Annotated in this window: 18 protein-coding genes and 1 tRNA gene; 8 read left to right on the forward strand and 11 right to left on the reverse strand. The window is 60.1% G+C overall.

The genetic code is table 11. The features are described 5' to 3' along the window. Positions 1-67 precede the first annotated feature (67 nt). On the forward strand, positions 68-637 hold the full coding sequence (locus N6L27_RS01595) for a YcbK family protein (protein WP_029204823.1): 570 nt from the start codon (positions 68-70) through the stop codon (positions 635-637). Between the two features lie 168 nt (positions 638-805). Then, a tRNA-Arg gene (locus N6L27_RS01600) sits at positions 806-882 on the forward strand. 29 nt (positions 883-911) lie between these two features. On the opposite strand, the gene N6L27_RS01605 is transcribed toward N6L27_RS01600, so the two are convergent. Then, positions 912-1,790 carry a LysR family transcriptional regulator gene (locus N6L27_RS01605; RefSeq protein WP_271905334.1) on the reverse strand — a complete coding sequence of 293 codons (879 nt, stop codon included), beginning with the start codon at positions 1,788-1,790 and terminating at the stop codon, positions 912-914. Positions 1,791-1,889: 99 nt separating this feature from the next. Here N6L27_RS01605 and tmpA point away from each other — a divergent pair, with 99 nt between their 5' ends. The 3 genes from tmpA to N6L27_RS01620 are packed head-to-tail and all read left to right on the forward strand — an operon-like array spanning position 1,890 to position 4,294. Next, a complete protein-coding gene (gene tmpA, locus N6L27_RS01610; protein WP_271905336.1) occupies positions 1,890-3,023 on the forward strand; it encodes a 2-trimethylaminoethylphosphonate dioxygenase in 1,134 nt (377 codons plus the stop codon). A gap of 3 nt (positions 3,024-3,026) precedes the next feature. Next, positions 3,027-3,632, forward strand: a complete 606-nt coding sequence (gene tmpB / locus N6L27_RS01615) for a (R)-1-hydroxy-2-trimethylaminoethylphosphonate oxygenase (RefSeq protein ID WP_271905338.1) — start codon at positions 3,027-3,029, stop codon at positions 3,630-3,632. Then, positions 3,629-4,294, forward strand: a complete 666-nt coding sequence (locus N6L27_RS01620) for an ureidoglycolate lyase (RefSeq protein ID WP_271905339.1) — start codon at positions 3,629-3,631, stop codon at positions 4,292-4,294. The genes tmpB and N6L27_RS01620 overlap by 4 nt, the downstream gene beginning before the upstream one ends. 58 nt (positions 4,295-4,352) lie before the next feature. On the opposite strand, the gene N6L27_RS01625 is transcribed toward N6L27_RS01620, so the two are convergent. The 10 genes from N6L27_RS01625 to N6L27_RS01670 all read right to left on the reverse strand — a co-directional run bounded on the left by N6L27_RS01625 (position 4,353) and on the right by N6L27_RS01670 (position 12,496). Continuing rightward, positions 4,353-5,573 carry a cysteine desulfurase gene (locus N6L27_RS01625; RefSeq protein ID WP_271905340.1) on the reverse strand — a complete coding sequence of 407 codons (1,221 nt, stop codon included), beginning with the start codon at positions 5,571-5,573 and terminating at the stop codon, positions 4,353-4,355. Further along, positions 5,566-6,150, reverse strand: coding sequence for a YIP1 family protein (locus N6L27_RS01630; protein ID WP_039183162.1), 585 nt, complete (start codon positions 6,148-6,150; stop codon positions 5,566-5,568). Before N6L27_RS01630 ends, N6L27_RS01625 begins: the two co-directional genes overlap by 8 nt. Beyond that, the gene (locus tag N6L27_RS01635) at positions 6,147-6,632 is read right to left on the reverse strand and encodes a YIP1 family protein (protein WP_271905341.1); all 486 of its coding nucleotides are present in this window, start codon (positions 6,630-6,632) and stop codon (positions 6,147-6,149) included. The genes N6L27_RS01630 and N6L27_RS01635 overlap by 4 nt, the downstream gene beginning before the upstream one ends. Beyond that, positions 6,632-7,912 carry a SufB/SufD family protein gene (locus N6L27_RS01640; RefSeq protein ID WP_271905342.1) on the reverse strand — a complete coding sequence of 427 codons (1,281 nt, stop codon included), beginning with the start codon at positions 7,910-7,912 and terminating at the stop codon, positions 6,632-6,634. Before N6L27_RS01640 ends, N6L27_RS01635 begins: the two co-directional genes overlap by 1 nt. After that, a complete protein-coding gene (gene sufC, locus N6L27_RS01645) occupies positions 7,913-8,668 on the reverse strand; it encodes a Fe-S cluster assembly ATPase SufC (protein WP_260018278.1) in 756 nt (251 codons plus the stop codon). Positions 8,669-8,743: 75 nt separating this feature from the next. Continuing rightward, positions 8,744-9,058, reverse strand: a complete 315-nt coding sequence (locus tag N6L27_RS01650) for a heavy metal-binding domain-containing protein (protein WP_008560327.1) — start codon at positions 9,056-9,058, stop codon at positions 8,744-8,746. Next, complete coding sequence (locus N6L27_RS01655) at positions 9,055-9,324, reverse strand: hypothetical protein (protein ID WP_271905344.1); 270 nt, start codon at positions 9,322-9,324, stop codon at positions 9,055-9,057. The genes N6L27_RS01650 and N6L27_RS01655 overlap by 4 nt, the downstream gene beginning before the upstream one ends. A gap of 2 nt (positions 9,325-9,326) precedes the next feature. Beyond that, a complete protein-coding gene (sufB, locus tag N6L27_RS01660; RefSeq protein WP_271905346.1) occupies positions 9,327-10,850 on the reverse strand; it encodes a Fe-S cluster assembly protein SufB in 1,524 nt (507 codons plus the stop codon). Between the two features lie 14 nt (positions 10,851-10,864). Beyond that, a complete protein-coding gene (locus N6L27_RS01665) occupies positions 10,865-11,908 on the reverse strand; it encodes a cysteine desulfurase family protein (protein ID WP_271905347.1) in 1,044 nt (347 codons plus the stop codon). A 129-nt stretch (positions 11,909-12,037) separates the two neighbouring features. Further along, complete coding sequence (locus tag N6L27_RS01670) at positions 12,038-12,496, reverse strand: Rrf2 family transcriptional regulator (protein ID WP_039183183.1); 459 nt, start codon at positions 12,494-12,496, stop codon at positions 12,038-12,040. Positions 12,497-12,682: 186 nt separating this feature from the next. Here N6L27_RS01670 and N6L27_RS01675 point away from each other — a divergent pair, with 186 nt between their 5' ends. From N6L27_RS01675 to N6L27_RS01685, 3 genes are read left to right on the forward strand one after another with little or no spacing between them, the layout of a single operon-like run. Further along, positions 12,683-13,336 (forward strand): alpha/beta hydrolase, encoded by a 654-nt coding sequence (locus N6L27_RS01675; RefSeq protein WP_019296279.1) that lies wholly within the window; start codon positions 12,683-12,685, stop codon positions 13,334-13,336. After that, the gene (locus N6L27_RS01680; RefSeq protein WP_271905348.1) at positions 13,336-13,578 is read left to right on the forward strand and encodes a hypothetical protein; all 243 of its coding nucleotides are present in this window, start codon (positions 13,336-13,338) and stop codon (positions 13,576-13,578) included. The genes N6L27_RS01675 and N6L27_RS01680 overlap by 1 nt, the downstream gene beginning before the upstream one ends. Further along, positions 13,575-14,744: an HD domain-containing protein gene (locus tag N6L27_RS01685; RefSeq protein WP_271905349.1), complete on the forward strand. Its 1,170-nt coding sequence runs from the start codon at positions 13,575-13,577 to the stop codon at positions 14,742-14,744. The genes N6L27_RS01680 and N6L27_RS01685 overlap by 4 nt, the downstream gene beginning before the upstream one ends. Positions 14,745-14,761: the final 17 nt, after the last annotated feature.

Here is a 14,761-nt window from a genome sequence, read left to right on the forward strand (position 1 = left end):
ATCGTTAACGAGCCCGTAACATCGGGCAATAGGCAGGACTAAAAGCGTACGGGACGGCGCAGTGACAATGGCAAAAACCACGGGCACGGGGATTTCCCGGCGTTCTCTCTTGGGTGTATTTGCTGCAACCGCAGTGGCAGCAGCCCCGACTTTCTCCAATGCAGCAGGCTTCCTTCGCGGCGGCGGAGATATCCGCCGCATCCGCATGTACTCGGGCCGCACCGGCGAGCGTCTGGACATGGTGTACTGGATTGATGGCGACTACATCAAAGATGCGGTCAAGGAAATCAACCACTTCATGCGGGACTGGCGTACCGATGAAGTCAAGAACATGGATCTGCGGACCATCGACATCATGGCGGCTTCCCACAACCTGCTGGATGTGAACGAGCCCTATATGCTGCTGTCCGGCTATCGCAGCCCCAAGACCAACGCCATGCTGCGAAGCCGCTCTCGCGGGGTTGCGAAAAACTCGCTGCACATGCGCGGCCAGGCTGCTGATCTTCGCCTTGCCTCCCGTTCCGTTTCGCAGATGGCACAGGCCGCTGAAGCCTGCCACGCAGGCGGAGTTGGTAAATACCATCGCTCGAATTTTGTGCATATGGATTGCGGTGTTGTCCGCTCCTGGCGCGGTTAAACCCGCCAGCCTTTGCAAGAATGCAAGCCTGCACACCACGTGCAGGCTTTTTTGTTTTCAGCACAATCAGCCAAGGCCGTGATCTATGGGCGACGTCAGGAATTTGGAAACAGGCAGTTTTTCCCGTTGCAGAGGCAATCAAGCGCGGGTATACCCCGGCGTAACGACGCACCTGTAGCTCAGCTGGATAGAGCGCTGCCCTCCGAAGGCAGAGGCCAGAGGTTCGAATCCTCTCAGGTGCGCCACTTCTCCCGCAAACTAGACGAAGTTTCCGCTACTGATCCTGTTCTTTGATGGCATCAGCGAGCGCATCCAGAAGCGTTTTCTGCCGCGGGGTTTTCCCGAGGCTCGGCGGCCAGGTCAGCCAATAGCCGTCAATCGTGCTCATTTCGGCGGCAGGAAGACAGATCAACTGCCCGGTCAGCAGCAGATTGGCAGCCAGCGCCCTGGATCCCAGAACCACCCCCATTCCAAGCCGGGCCGCCCGCAGCGCATGCGCCATGGAATCCACCGAAACCGGCCCGGCCTCAGGCGCCGGCTCTCCTGTTACCCGCGCCCACTCGCTCCAGCCCGGCCGTTCTCCGCGCAACTCAATCGCCGGCAGTTGGCGCCAGTTGGCTGTATGATCCGGGGCCGCCATCGGTTGAAGAACCTCATTTGCCAGCAGGACACCGTCGCGGCCTTGCCAGTTACCGCGCCCGAAACGGATGTGCAAAGCGCCATCTGCCGCTTCGAAGTCCAGCCGCTTCGGCACGGTTTCCGTGACCAGCCGAAGCTCTGGATGACTTTCAGAAAACGCCGTAAGCTTCGGCAGCAAAAGCATTTCCAGATGCGAAGGCTGAGCAGCGATCCGAAGCTCCCGAACACTGTGCCCAAACAGGTTTTCTGTTCCCTGCTCCAGCGCACGCAGGGAATCATGGACCAGCGGCAGGTAGCTTTCACCATCGACCGTCAGCGACACACCGCGGGCGGAGCGGATGAAAAGCTGCCGCCCCAGCCAGGATTCCAGGTTGCGGATCCGCTGGCTGACGGCGGCCTGTGTTGCCCCGAACTCTTCTGCTGCGGCAGTAAAACTGCCATGCCGGCCAGCGGCCTCAAAAACCTTGAGCCAATCAAGCGGCGGCAAGCCCTGCTTGTTCACTTTCTTAGGCATTAGAAAACCTAACTCTCAAACCCCAATTTCCGTCGTTCTCTTGATGGCTCAGCATTGTTAGCAAGGCAAGCAAGAACCAGGCCAACCGGAGAGACCCTCATGCCCCGTTCCGTATCCGCCGACGCATCCGGCAGCTTCCTGACACTGACTTTTGAAGACGGCTGCGAAAGCCGCTTCCATGCGATCTGGCTGCGTGACAACGCGCTGGACCCTGAAACCCGTTCACCGGGGAACGGTCAGCGGCTGATCACCATTGGTGACATTCCAGCCGACACCAAGATCAGCACTGCGCTGGTGGAAGACGGATCTTTAACCGTCACATTCGCCCCAGAAGGAAAGACCGTGACTTTCCCGGGTGCCTGGTTGAAGGCACACGCCTATGATATTGAGCGGAGGACGGAATTCGGCCGATTGGCACCTGGCATCGAAACCTGGAACAGCAACCTGCCCGCCCCTGTATTCGACTGGGAGGAGGTGCAGTCCGACCCCAAAGTCAAACGGGACTGGCTGGAGGCGATTGCACGTTTGGGGTTCGCCAAACTGGTGAACGGCCCTGTGAGCGAAGGCGCGCTGATTGAGAATGCCGGGATGTTCGGTTTCGTCCGCGAGACGAATTACGGCAAGTATTTCGAAGTGCGCACCGAGGTAAACCCGACCAACCTCGCCTATACTGGCCTGGGCCTGCAGGCCCATACCGACAACCCCTACCGCGACCCGGTGCCGTCGCTTCAAATCCTCTATTGCCTGGAAAACTCTGCTGAGGGTGGTGAAAGCATTGTGGTGGACGGCTTCCGTGCCGCCGAGCGTCTGAAAGCGGAAAACCCAGAGGGCTTTGCGCTACTGGCAGGCTTTCCGGCCCGGTTTGAATACAAAGGATCCGACGGTGTGCACCTGCGCTCCCGCCGCCCGATGATCGAACTGTCACCCGATGGCGAGATGATCGGGATGCGCTTCAACAACCGGTCCTCTGCCCCATTTGTCGATATCCCGTTTGACAAGATGGAAGCCTACTACGCCGCTTACCGCCGTCTGGGTGAATTCATCGACGATCCGGACATGGGCGTCTCCTTCAAGCTGGAGCCGGGGGAGAGTTTCATCGTGGATAACACCCGCGTAATGCATGCCCGTTTGGGGTATTCCGGTTCCGGCTCCCGTTGGCTGCAGGGCTGCTACGCAGACAAGGACGGGTTGCTGTCGACGCTCAACGTGCTGAACGCGCAGCTGGAGGGCTGAGAGATGAGCAAGCCAGACGTCAGCCAGCTGAACCGGGACAATATCGTAGACTTCATAGGCGGCATTTTTGATCGCCGCGGCGACGAAGAATACCTGGGCGAACCAGTCACCATGGCCGAGCACATGCTGCAAGGCGCCACCATCGCTGAGCAGAACGGCCAGCCGGAAGAGATCATCGTGGGGGCGCTCCTCCACGATATCGGCCATTTCACCAGCGAGTTCGGCACATTCTCCATGGATGACACAGAGGACCGCTATCACGAGGAAGCCGGAGCCGAAGTTCTGGAGCAGTTCTTTCCCTCGGTGATCACCGATTGCGTCCGCTACCATGTGGCGGCCAAGCGCTATCTCTGCGCCACCAAACCGGAGTATTTCAACCGTTTATCAGAGGCTTCTGTACACTCCCTGAACCTGCAGGGCGGGCCGATGAACGCTGAGGAAGTGGCCGAGTTCGAGAAAAACCCGAACCTCAAGCAGATCGTCGCAGTGCGGTATTTGGATGAGGCCGGCAAGCGGGACGACATGGACACCCCGGACTACTGGCATTTTGCACCGATGGTCCAGCGTATGGTCGATAAGCACCTGGGTACGGCAGGTTCTGCAAAATGAGCGCGCCCGAGTACATTTTTGAGGCCAGTTCGAAACCTTCGCTGCCCTGGCACGAGGTGCCGCTGATCCGGGCTACCGATGAAAGCGTAAAGGGCTATGGCTGCCTGGTGGATGATCCGGAGAATTTCGAGATCGAAATCGTGCAATGGCCGGCTCAGGGCTGGCGGCCGATCGACGAGGGCACCGGCGACGAGGCCGGCTGGGTCGAGGGTACCTTCCGCGGCGACTGGCGCGGTGATGTGCTCTACGGCGAGAACGAAGCGGTCAACGGCAACTATGTGCTGGGCTGGTCCACCGACCCGCAAAAGGCACAGGCGGACAAGCAGACCGCGCCGCGGGACCAGGTGCTGTTGTGGCACATGAACTATCACCCCGACGGCGGCCAGATGTTCTATCCGCTGGACAACAAACCCTTCATCATTCCAGCGGCCTTGCCGGGGGATGATCTGAAACCGGAAAAGGTCGTGGCGTTCTGGTGTGACGGGTCAAAGGGGCTCTATATCCATCCCAATATCTGGCACGAGGGGATCTTTCCGCTGGACAACAGCCAGCGTTTCCTCGACCGGCAGGGCAAGGTGCATGCCCGTGTCAGCTGCGACATTGGCAAGGAGTTCGGCGTCTACCTGTCCTGCCCGCTTCGCGAAGCAAAGATCCAGGGTTAAAGCCTGAAAGAAAAACGGCGCCTCGAGGGCGCCGTTTTTTGATTATCAGGTGAAGAGCTTAAGCAAACAATTCATGCGCCAGCTCCAGAGCGTCGACCAGCGTGTCGACTTCTTCCTTGGTGTTGTAGAGGCCAAAGGACGCGCGGCAGGTGGCGGATACTCCAAGATGATCCATCAGCGGTCCGGCGCAGTGATGGCCGGCACGCACAGCGACACCCTTCTTGTCGAGGATGGTGGAGATATCGTGGGCGTGTGCCGCACCCTCCATGGTGAAGCTGAAAATCGCTGCCTTACCAGGTGCTTGCCCCTGCACATTGATCCAGTTCAGCCCGGTCAGCCGCTGCATCGCATAGTCGCGCAGGCAGCCCTCGTGCTTGGCAATGTTGTCCATGCCAAGCGCCATCATATACTCCAGTGCAACCCCCAGACCGATGGTCTGCACAATGCCCGGCGTGCCGGCCTCGAACTTCATTGGCGGATCGTTGTAGATGATCCCCTCTTTGGAGACCTCTTTGATCATGTCGCCGCCGCCGATGAAGGGGCGCATCTCTGCCATGCGTTCCGGTTTGATATAGATCGCGCCGGAGCCGGACGGACCGTAGAGCTTGTGACCAGTGATCGCGTAGAAGTCGCAGCCGATGTCCTGCACATTGACCGGCATGTGCACCGCGCCTTGTGAGCCATCAACCAGAACCGGCACCCCCTTGGCATGGGCGCCTTGGGTGATCGCCTTTACATCCACAACCGTGCCCAGCACGTTGGAGCATTGAGTGACGGCCACCAGTTTGGTCTTGGGGCCAATCGCATCAATGACTTTCTGCGGATCAAGGCTGCCGTCCGCTTCGGTATCCACCCATTTCAGCACCACCCCCTGACGTTCGCGCAAGAAGTGCCAGGGCACGATGTTGGCGTGGTGTTCCATAACGGACAGGACGATCTCGTCGCCCGCCTCAAACCGCGGCATTGCCCAGCCGTAGGCAACCAGATTGATCCCCTCAGTGGTGCCGGAGTTCAGAACGATGGTGTTCTCATCGCCTGCATTCAGGAACCGCGCAATGATGCCGCGCACGGCCTCATATTTCTCCGTCGCCAAGTTGGAGAGAAAGTGCAAGCCGCGGTGAACATTGGAATATTCCTCAGCATATGCCTTGGTGATGGCATCGATCACCACCTGCGGCTTCTGGGCCGATGCGCCGTTGTCGAGATAGGTCAGCGGCTTACCGTTCACCTCGCGCGACAGGATCGGAAAGTCGGCGCGGATTTTGTCCAGGTCATACATTTTCGGGAAGTCCCAGATTGGCTGGGCCGATCAGACCCACGATAAAGAGAAGAGCAAAGACCAGGATCATGCTGGCCATTAATACCACCCCAAGCGAGCGCCAGACGGAACCAAAACGGTGCGCCGCGTTGACGAAATGCAGAAGGATGAAGAACACAACGATATTGGCCGCAATATTCAGCAGTGCGGCCAGCGACGGCATAACCAGGAACACAACCACAATGGCACCGTTCAGTCCCGCCTGCAGCAGCTGCAGCCAGGTAACAAGCGCCAGCAGTTCAGGCAAGTTGCCTTGCCCGCCCAGCCAGCGGCCGGCTGAGGACAGCATCGCAATGAAACAGAGCTGCAGCAGCAGCACCATGGCGAAATAGACGCCGGGCGTGAAGCGCGGCAGCAGGACCTCAGGCGGCAGCGGGAACAGGATTTTCTGAACTGTGTAGACGCAGGTGTTCAGAACCACCGACAGCAGGAAGGCGGTCCACAGCGCCTCCCGCGGCCAGTCGCGCGCCAGAATCTGATGCGCCGCATCACGCGGCGACTTCAGTGTCAGAAGGGCAAAGGCAGCCAGCGCATTCATGATTTGGCCCAATAGCCCTGGATCATGCCGGACACCCAGAACCAAATAAATACAGCGCACCACAGGATGCCCACCAGGGTCAGGGACGGACCGGGGCCGATGAAACCGGCAACCAGCCCGTTCAACAGCATCAGCGGGCTGGCCGCCAGAAACGCCCAGAAAAGCGCCAGCCGGGCGCGGTAGGCATCACCCTGACCGCCAAAGGCGCGGGCAATCCAATGGGCAACCAGCGCCAGAACATACAGCAGAAGCGGCGCGATAAAGACCAGCGCCAGCAGCGAACCGCCCAGCAGCATGTTCAGCTCCTGCCCGGTCAGATGCGCCTCCCGGGCCAGTTTCGGCATCTGCGCGACAAAGGTCAGAACACAGCCCGCAAGCAGGAAGACCAGCAGACGGTCCTCTCGGGCGCCCATGGCCAGAAGCCGCGCAAACACCTTGCGCGGCCCCTTATAGGTCGCCGGGATATCCGTTGTGACGGACATCAGCGGCGCCGGGCCAGCCAGCCTTCAAGGCGGGAGACGATATCCGCGGCGATTTCCGCGTCCTCGATCTCATCCACCGCTTCAGCCAAAAAGGCCAGCGTCATCAGGTCGGTTGCCTCTGCATGCGGCACACCGCGGGAGCGCAGGTAGAACAAGCCCTCCTCGTCGATGGCGCCAGAGGTGGAACCGTGCGAGCAGGCCACGTCGTCGGCATAGATTTCCAGTTCAGGCTTGGCCAGAAACTGGCTGTCATCGTCCAGCAGCAGCGACTGGGAAATCTGATACCCGTCAGTCTTTTGCGCGCCTTCCTTCACCAGGATCTTGCCCTGGAACACACCGGTGGCACCGTTGCGCAGCACCTTCTTGAACACCTGACGGCTTTCGCAGTTCACGGCGTCATGGGTGATGAAAACGGTGTCGTCGTGGTGGAAGTCACCGTCGCCCACGCAGGCACCTGCGATATGGGCAACCGCGTCATCACCGGTCAGCTCAATCACCGCCTCATTGCGGGTCAGTACGCCATTCACGGTCAGGGTGAAGGACTTAAACACCGACTCTGTACCCAGTCGGGCAAACAGATGGGTCGCCGCGCGGCGCTCATGGTCGCGGCCCTGGGCACGCACAAGATGCATCTTGCCGCCATCGGCGATGTCGATCTCCATGCATTTGTTAAAGCGCGACGCAGCCGGGCCGTTCTCCAGGATCGTCACCTCTGCGCCGGTTTCCACGCGGATCACATGGTGCAGGATCGCGTCGGAGTTTTCGTCCGAATGCACATAGGTGAAGTTCAGCGGTTTGGAGACCTTGCCTGTCACCCGGATCGCCACGCCATCACTGGCAAAAGCGGTGTTCAATGCTGCCAGCGGACGTTCCACCGGGGTCTGGCCGCGCGCCTCAAGAACACCGTACAAGTCCTTGGCCCAATGGATATCCTTGCAGCAGATATCCTCAATCCGGTCGATAGTCAGACCTTCAAGCTCCAAATCGTCAGAGGCCTCGGCGTCAAACACGCCATCCACAAAGACGATATTCAGCCGCTCAAACGCGTTGAACATCGGGGCTTCGTCGGCGTGAAACACGGCTGCCTTGGGCGCTTCCGCCTGCACCAGCGTGTCCGGCTTGGTGTATTTCCAGTATTCGTCGCGGCGCGACGGCAGACCCATGGTCTGGACCCGCGACAGCGCTGCCTGGCGGGCCGCCTTGAGGCAGCCGCTCTCCGGCAAGGTCAGCGCCGACAGCCGCGCCTCGGTTGCACTTTGCTTGACTTCGGGCAGGGCCATTTACGCCTCCTCTGCCAGGATGCCGGCGTAACCGTTGTTCTCGACTTCCAGCGCCAGCTCCGGGCCGCCGGTTTTGACGATGCGGCCGTTTGCCAGGATGTGCACCACGTCGGGTTTGATGTGGTCCAGCAGGCGCTGGTAGTGGGTGATCACCAGGAAGCCGCGGCCTTCGTCGCGCAGGGCGTTCACGCCTTCGGCCACCAGCTTCATTGCGTCCACATCAAGACCGGAGTCGGTTTCGTCCAGAATGCAGAGCTTCGGCTCCAGCATGGCCATCTGCAGGATCTCGTTGCGCTTCTTCTCACCGCCGGAGAAGCCGACGTTGACCGGGCGCTTCAGCATTTCGGCGTCGATCTTCAGGGTCTTTGCCTTGGCACGCACTTCCTTCAGGAAGTCGGAGGCCGACAGCTCTTCCTCGCCGCGCGCCTTGCGCTGTGCGTTCACCGCGGTGCGCAGGAAGGTCATGTTGCCGACGCCGGGGATCTCCACCGGGTACTGGAACGCCAGGAACATGCCCGCCGCGGCGCGCTCTTCCGGCTCCAGCTCCAGAATGTCTTCGCCATTCAGGGTGGCGGAGCCTTCGGTCACTTCATAACCATCGCGGCCCGACAGCACATAAGACAGGGTGGATTTGCCCGAGCCGTTCGGCCCCATGATGGCATGCACCTTGCCGGCCTCGACCTTGAGATCCAGACCTTTCAGGATCTGCTTGTCTTCATCTTCAAGCTTGACTTGCAGGTTCTTGATTTCGAGCATTTTCTTCCTCGTCTCACATGTCTTGCAGGCCTGCGGCCCGCAATATTCCCATGGCCCATCGGGGCCGTTACATTCCTATCCCAGCACCACCGCGGTGCCGCTGGCCGAGACCATCAGCATGGACTGCCCGACCACTTCGTAATCCAGATCAACGCCAACCACGGCGTTTGCGCCCTTGGCCCGGGCGCGGTCTTCCAGCTCTGCCAGCGCGGTTTCGCGCGCGTCTTGAAGCTTGCTTTCGTAGGCACCGGAGCGGCCGCCGACGATGTCGGTGATCGAGGCAAAGACATCGCGCACCACATTGGCGCCCATGATCGCCTCACCCACCACGATGCCCTTGTATTCGGCAATCTGGTAGCCTTCGACGTTTGGTGTGGTTGTGACGATCATTTCTTCCAATACTCCAGCACTTTTCGTCCTTGCCGGGAGGTGAACCCCCATAGCAGCAGGGCGGGTCCTCCAAAAATCGCCAAGCAGAGCAGCCCAGCTACAACTCCATTCACAGCAAAGGCCATAATAACGGCAAACAAGAAAACGAAGAAAAGAGGTGCGGCTATGCGCTGCAAGAACCAGATGAACGCAACGGCGCGAACACCTTCTTTCGCGTTATATTCAAAGGCCTTGACCTCCGCTGCTGACCTCTCCTCCACGGTCATTATTACCCCACAGACCCTTCCAGCGAGATCGCAACCAGTTGCTGCGCTTCCATGGCGAACTCCATCGGCAGCGCCTGCAGCACGTCCTTGCAGAATCCGTTGACCACCAGGGCCACAGCCTCTTCCTCGTCCATGCCGCGCTGGCGGCAGTAGAACAGCTGATCGTCGTCCACCTTGGACGTGGTCGCCTCATGCTCGACGCGCGACGAGTTGTTCTTGACCTCGATATAGGGAACTGTGTGGGCGCCGCATTTGTCGCCGATCAGCAAGCTGTCGCACTGGGTGTAGTTGCGGCTGTCCTTGGCCTTGGGGTGCATCGACACCAACCCGCGGTAGGTGTTCTGCGCCTTGCCCGCGCTGATGCCCTTGGACACAATGCGCGACTTGGTGTTCTTGCCCAGATGCACCATCTTGGTGCCGGTGTCAGCCTGCTGCATGTTGTTGGCGATGGCGATCGAGTAGAATTCGCCCTGGCTTTCATTGCCGCGCAGGATGCAAGAGGGGTATTTCCAGGTGACCGCCGAGCCGGTTTCGACCTGGGTCCACATCACCTTGGACCGGTCGCCGCGGCAATCGGCGCGCTTGGTCACAAAATTGTAGATGCCGCCCTTTCCGTTCTCGTCACCGGGATACCAGTTCTGAACGGTGGAGTATTTCACCTCGGCGTCTTCCTCGATGATGATTTCCACCACCGCGGCATGCAGCTGCGCAGTGTCACGCTGCGGTGCGGTGCAGCCTTCGAGGTAAGAGACGTAGGATCCTTTGTCCGCAATGATCAGGGTACGCTCGAACTGGCCGGTGTTTTCCGCGTTGATCCGGAAATAGGTGGACAGCTCCATCGGGCAGCGCACGCCCGGCGGCACATAGACAAAGGAGCCGTCCGAGAACACGGCAGAGTTCAGCGTCGCATAGAAGTTGTCGGAGACCGGAACCACGGAGCCGAGGTATTTCTTCACCAGTTCGGGGTGCTCGCGGATCGCTTCAGAGATCGAGCAGAAGATGACGCCAGCCTCTTTCAGCTCTTTCTGGAAGGTGGTGCCGACGGAAACGGAGTCGAACACCGCGTCCACGGCGACCTTGCGGCCTTCTTCCGGGGTCTCGCCTGCGCCTTCGACGCCAGCCAGAATCATCTGTTCTTTCAGCGGAATACCCAGCTTTTCGTACGTTGCCAGCAGCTTGGGGTCGACCTCGTCCAGCGACTTGGGCTTCACTTCCATCGATTTCGGGCGGGCATAGTAGTACTGGTCCTGGAAGTCGATTTCCGGGTAGCTGACCATCGCCCAGTTTGGCTCATCCATCTGCTCCCAGCGTTCAAAGGCCTGCAGGCGCCAATCGGTCATCCATTCAGGCTCTTCGTTCTTTTCCGAGATCAGCTTGACGATATCGGGGTTCACGCCCTTGGGCGCGTATTCCATCTCAATATCGGTTTCCCAGCCGTATTTGTAAGCACCGCCAACCTCGCGGACTGCGTCCACGGTTTCCTGGTCAACACCTTCCTTGACTTGGGTCTGGTCCAAAGCGGCCATTGTCATCTCCTCACTCACGCCGCGCGGGCGCGATGTTTCTTTTCTTTTTGCAGCCACGCCTCGGCAAAGCGCAGCACATCTTCTTCCGTTGCCTCCGGCCCCAGCGACACCCGTACGGCGCCTTGGGCTGTGGCCTCGTCATATCCCATTGCGGTCAGCACCGCGCTGGCGCGCACCTTGCCGCTGGAACAGGCGCTTCCGGCACTGATCGCAAAACCTGCAAGGTCCATCTGCATGACCTGGGTTTCGCCCTTCCAGCCCGGCGTTGCAAAACACAGGGTGTTCGGCAGCCGCCTCTGATCCTTCCCGACAAAAATAGTATGGCTTACGCCAGACACAAGCGCCTTTTCTAGAATATTTCTAAGTTCTGCAACCCTGTCCCAAACACCATTTGCCAAATCTTTTGCGGCCGCTTCAGCTGCAGCGCCGAAGCCTGCGATTCCAATGACATTTTCGGTGCCGGAGCGGCGACCCATTTCCTGACCGCCACCCTTGATCTGCGCAGGCAAATCAGTTCCGCGTTTCATCACCACGGCGCCGATCCCCTTGGGGCCGCCCAGCTTATGCGCCGAAATCAGCGCCATTCGGGCGCCCAGCCAGTTAAACGCCACCGGCAGTTTGCCAAAGGCCTGTGTCGCATCGGTGACTGCCAGCCCTTCGGGCAAGCTCTGCACAATGCCGGTCTCCGAGTTGGCAAGCTGAACTGTGGATCGCGCTGGGTCTGCAACCTCCACAGCACCCCCTGCAGTCACATGCAAATCTTCAACAGTCCAAGCCCGCACCGCATCATGTTCCACCGGCGCGCCATGCAGTCCGCGTCCAGCCAGTGCCAGCGCCGCGCCTTCAGTAGAACCAGAGGTGAATACGATATCCGCCCCGTCCGCGCCAAAGGCCGCAGCCACCTGCGCCCGTGCCTTCTCAACCAGAGCCTTGGCGGCCCGGCCCTCGGCATGCACCGACGACGGGTTGCCGCAGACCTCCATCGCCGCAATCATCGCAGCCTTCGCCTCAGGGCGCAGCAGGGCGGTGGCGTTATGGTCGAGGTAAACACGTTTCATAGAGTCATCTTTTCGCGGGCAACTGCCGCGTCATAAGCCGCCTTGCCCCAATTGGCAAAGCTTCCGCGCAGTTTTTGTGCGGATTGCGCTCCAACCTGACAGGCGGATCTGTGTTGCCTGACCTGCACCTCAGTCATCCACCACCGCAAACAGGCTGGGCACAGCCGGGCACGGGGCCAGATCGTTCTTGATCACATCCGACAAGCGGGTCTGGTGCAGGAACACATAGACATGCGCGCTCAGCCCCTCCCACAGGCGGTTGGTCAGCGACTGCGCGCGGCTGCCGGACAAGGCGCCGGATGCCCCTGCCCCCTTGTGCATGGCATCGACAGTTTCATCCACGGCAGACAGCACATCCACCACCCGGATCTCAGATGGGGGCATCGCGAGCCGGTAACCGCCGCCCGGGCCGCGCACCGACTCGACCAGCCCGGCGCGGCGCAGCTTAACAAACAGCTGCTCAAGATACGGCAGCGAGATGTCCTGGCGCTTGGAGATATCGCCCAGCGGCACCAGATCGCCCTGCGGCTGCAGCGCAATATCCGCCAGCGCAACCATCGCATAGCGCCCTTTGGTGGAAAGCTTCATAATTTACCCCTCGAAACCAGGGCGCGAGTGCGAAAACATTGACCTTCCCTCCGACTGTGCGTATCTCAGCCTGACGGTGTATGGCGAGGCCAGCGCCCGTGATTAGAACTGTTCTAAGATGCCTGACCGAACCCGTCAAGTATTCTGCCGGCAGACCCGACAACGAGAGTAGGATTTTAACCGCCCATGCCCGAGGTCATCTTTCCTGGACCCGAAGGCCGCCTCGAAGGCCGCTATCACCCGCAAAAAGAAAAAGACGCCCCGATCGCAATCGTGCTGCACCCGCACCCGCAGTTCGGCGGCACCATGAACAACAAGGTGGTCTACAACCTCCACTACGCGTTCTACAACATGGGCTTCACGGTTCTGCGGTTCAATTTCCGCGGCGTCGGCCGCAGCCAGGGCGAATACGACCAGGGCGTAGGCGAGCTGTCCGATGCCGCCTCAGCGCTGGATTACCTTCAGTCGATGAACTCCAACTCCAAGCATTGCTGGGTTGCGGGCTTCTCCTTCGGTGCCTGGATCGGCATGCAACTCTTGATGCGCCGCCCTGAGATTACCGGATTCATCTCGGTTGCGCCGCCGGCCAACATGTATGATTTCTCCTTCCTGGCACCCTGCCCGTCCTCCGGCCTGATCATCAACGGCACCGCCGACCGTGTGGCACCGCCCGCGGACACTGCCAGCCTGGTCGGCAAGCTGCATGAGCAGAAGGGCATCACCATCACCCATACTGAGGTGGAAGGCGCGGATCACTTCTTTCAGGAACCGCACATGGACACGATGATCGGCACTGTTTCCGATTACGTGAAGCGCCGCCTGACGGAGAACACCCGCTGATGGGCACAATCGAAACGCTGGCCCAGAAACTGGCGGTCGATACGCTCAAAGTGCAGGACGCCAGTGGTGAAGATCGGTTTTATGTGGAGGTGGGCCAGGTTCTTGGCGCCGCCTCCCAATCGCTCGAAGAGGCATTTCTGACCGAAATCCGGGTGCGCTTGGCTGAACGCAAGGCGCGCGACTTCCTCAACAAGAAAGTTGCCGACCTGCAAGCCCAGCTCGGCGCGAAGGGTGAGACGTGAGCGCCCGCCTGCAGTCGCAGTTTGCCTTTCTGCTCGAAGCCGACAAGCTGCGCGGTGTTGAGCGCCAGAACCTGATCATCGATTGCAGCCGTTGCGAGAACTCGGCCGAGCACAGCTGGCACCTGGCGCTTTATGCGCTGGTTCTGGCTCCTTTTGCCACACCGGAAGTGGATGTTTTCCGCGCCATACGGATGCTTCTGCTGCACGATCTGGTAGAGATCGACGCAGGCGATCACCCGATTACCGATGAAGTCGATTGGGAAGCGGTGGCAGCTGCAGAACAGGCTGCGGCCCAGCGGCTGTTCGGGCTGCTGCCGACAGATCAATGTGCTGAATTCCTGTCCCTGTGGCACGAATTCGAAGCCGCAGAGACGCCCGACGCTCAATTTGCCAAGCGGGTGGATCACTGCCAGCCGATCTTTCAGACGCTCTATGGCGCTGCTCCGCTGGATTGGCACATAGATGTGGTCCGGCAGAACCTGTTTGGCGGCCGGGCGGCAGCACTGGAACAGCATCTGCCGGAAGCCTTCCATCACGCGCTTTCGCTGCTGGGTGAGGGTACAGGGCACGATTGCAGCCGCCTGACTGCACGCCTGCCCTTCCTCAACGAGGCCGACAAACTGAAGCTGATTACCCGCGCCTCTAAACTTGGCGATGGGTCAAGGCACGAAAACTCGGCGGAGCATAGCTGGCACATCATGCTCTATGCCTGGGTGCTGTCAGAACACAGCTCTGAAACAGTTGAAGTCGACCGGGTGCTGCAGATGCTGCTGCTGCACGACCTTGTGGAGATCGACGCCGGCGATGCGCCGATCCACGGCGTGGTTGATCCTGCAGCACTTGCTGCCCTGGCTGCCGAGGAACTGGCTGCTGCGGATAGATTATTCGGCCTGCTACCTCAGGACCACGGGGCACCGATGCGGGCGGTCTGGGAGGAATTCGAGGCTGCAGAAAGCTCTGATGCAGTTTTCGCCAAATCCATCGACCGGGTGCAGCCTGTACTCTTGAATCTGCTGAACGGCGGCGGCAGCTGGGTCGATTACGACGTCAGCCTGCCGCAGCTTGACGCCCGTGTCGGCGGCAAAGTCAGCCGCGGCGCGCCAGATGTCTGGACTTATGTCCGGGCGCAGATCGAGCCCTGGTTCCGCGAAGCAGGCCGCCTGTAAACAGTTGCGCCGCCCCT

Origin of the sequence: Leisingera sp. SS27, assembly GCF_028368855.1 — a bacterium.
Lineage (GTDB): Bacteria > Pseudomonadota > Alphaproteobacteria > Rhodobacterales > Rhodobacteraceae > Leisingera.

Coding starts and splice junctions, on each gene's coding strand:
- N6L27_RS01630 (WP_039183162.1), bottom strand. CDS start 6,150: ATGAATGCGCTGGCTGCCTTTGCCCTTCTGACACTGAAGTCGCCGCGT.
- N6L27_RS01625 (WP_271905340.1), bottom strand. CDS start 5,573: ATGTATGACCTGGACAAAATCCGCGCCGACTTTCCGATCCTGTCGCGC.
- N6L27_RS01680 (WP_271905348.1), top strand. CDS start 13,336: ATGGGCACAATCGAAACGCTGGCCCAGAAACTGGCGGTCGATACGCTC.
- sufB (WP_271905346.1), bottom strand. CDS start 10,850: ATGGCCGCTTTGGACCAGACCCAAGTCAAGGAAGGTGTTGACCAGGAA.
- tmpB (WP_271905338.1), top strand. CDS start 3,027: ATGAGCAAGCCAGACGTCAGCCAGCTGAACCGGGACAATATCGTAGAC.
- sufC (WP_260018278.1), bottom strand. CDS start 8,668: ATGCTCGAAATCAAGAACCTGCAAGTCAAGCTTGAAGATGAAGACAAG.
- N6L27_RS01655 (WP_271905344.1), bottom strand. CDS start 9,324: ATGACCGTGGAGGAGAGGTCAGCAGCGGAGGTCAAGGCCTTTGAATAT.
- N6L27_RS01665 (WP_271905347.1), bottom strand. CDS start 11,908: ATGAAACGTGTTTACCTCGACCATAACGCCACCGCCCTGCTGCGCCCT.
- N6L27_RS01650 (WP_008560327.1), bottom strand. CDS start 9,058: ATGATCGTCACAACCACACCAAACGTCGAAGGCTACCAGATTGCCGAA.
- N6L27_RS01635 (WP_271905341.1), bottom strand. CDS start 6,632: ATGTCCGTCACAACGGATATCCCGGCGACCTATAAGGGGCCGCGCAAG.
- N6L27_RS01620 (WP_271905339.1), top strand. CDS start 3,629: ATGAGCGCGCCCGAGTACATTTTTGAGGCCAGTTCGAAACCTTCGCTG.
- N6L27_RS01595 (WP_029204823.1), top strand. CDS start 68: ATGGCAAAAACCACGGGCACGGGGATTTCCCGGCGTTCTCTCTTGGGT.
- N6L27_RS01670 (WP_039183183.1), bottom strand. CDS start 12,496: ATGAAGCTTTCCACCAAAGGGCGCTATGCGATGGTTGCGCTGGCGGAT.
- N6L27_RS01640 (WP_271905342.1), bottom strand. CDS start 7,912: ATGGCCCTGCCCGAAGTCAAGCAAAGTGCAACCGAGGCGCGGCTGTCG.
- N6L27_RS01675 (WP_019296279.1), top strand. CDS start 12,683: ATGCCCGAGGTCATCTTTCCTGGACCCGAAGGCCGCCTCGAAGGCCGC.
- N6L27_RS01605 (WP_271905334.1), bottom strand. CDS start 1,790: ATGCCTAAGAAAGTGAACAAGCAGGGCTTGCCGCCGCTTGATTGGCTC.
- tmpA (WP_271905336.1), top strand. CDS start 1,890: ATGCCCCGTTCCGTATCCGCCGACGCATCCGGCAGCTTCCTGACACTG.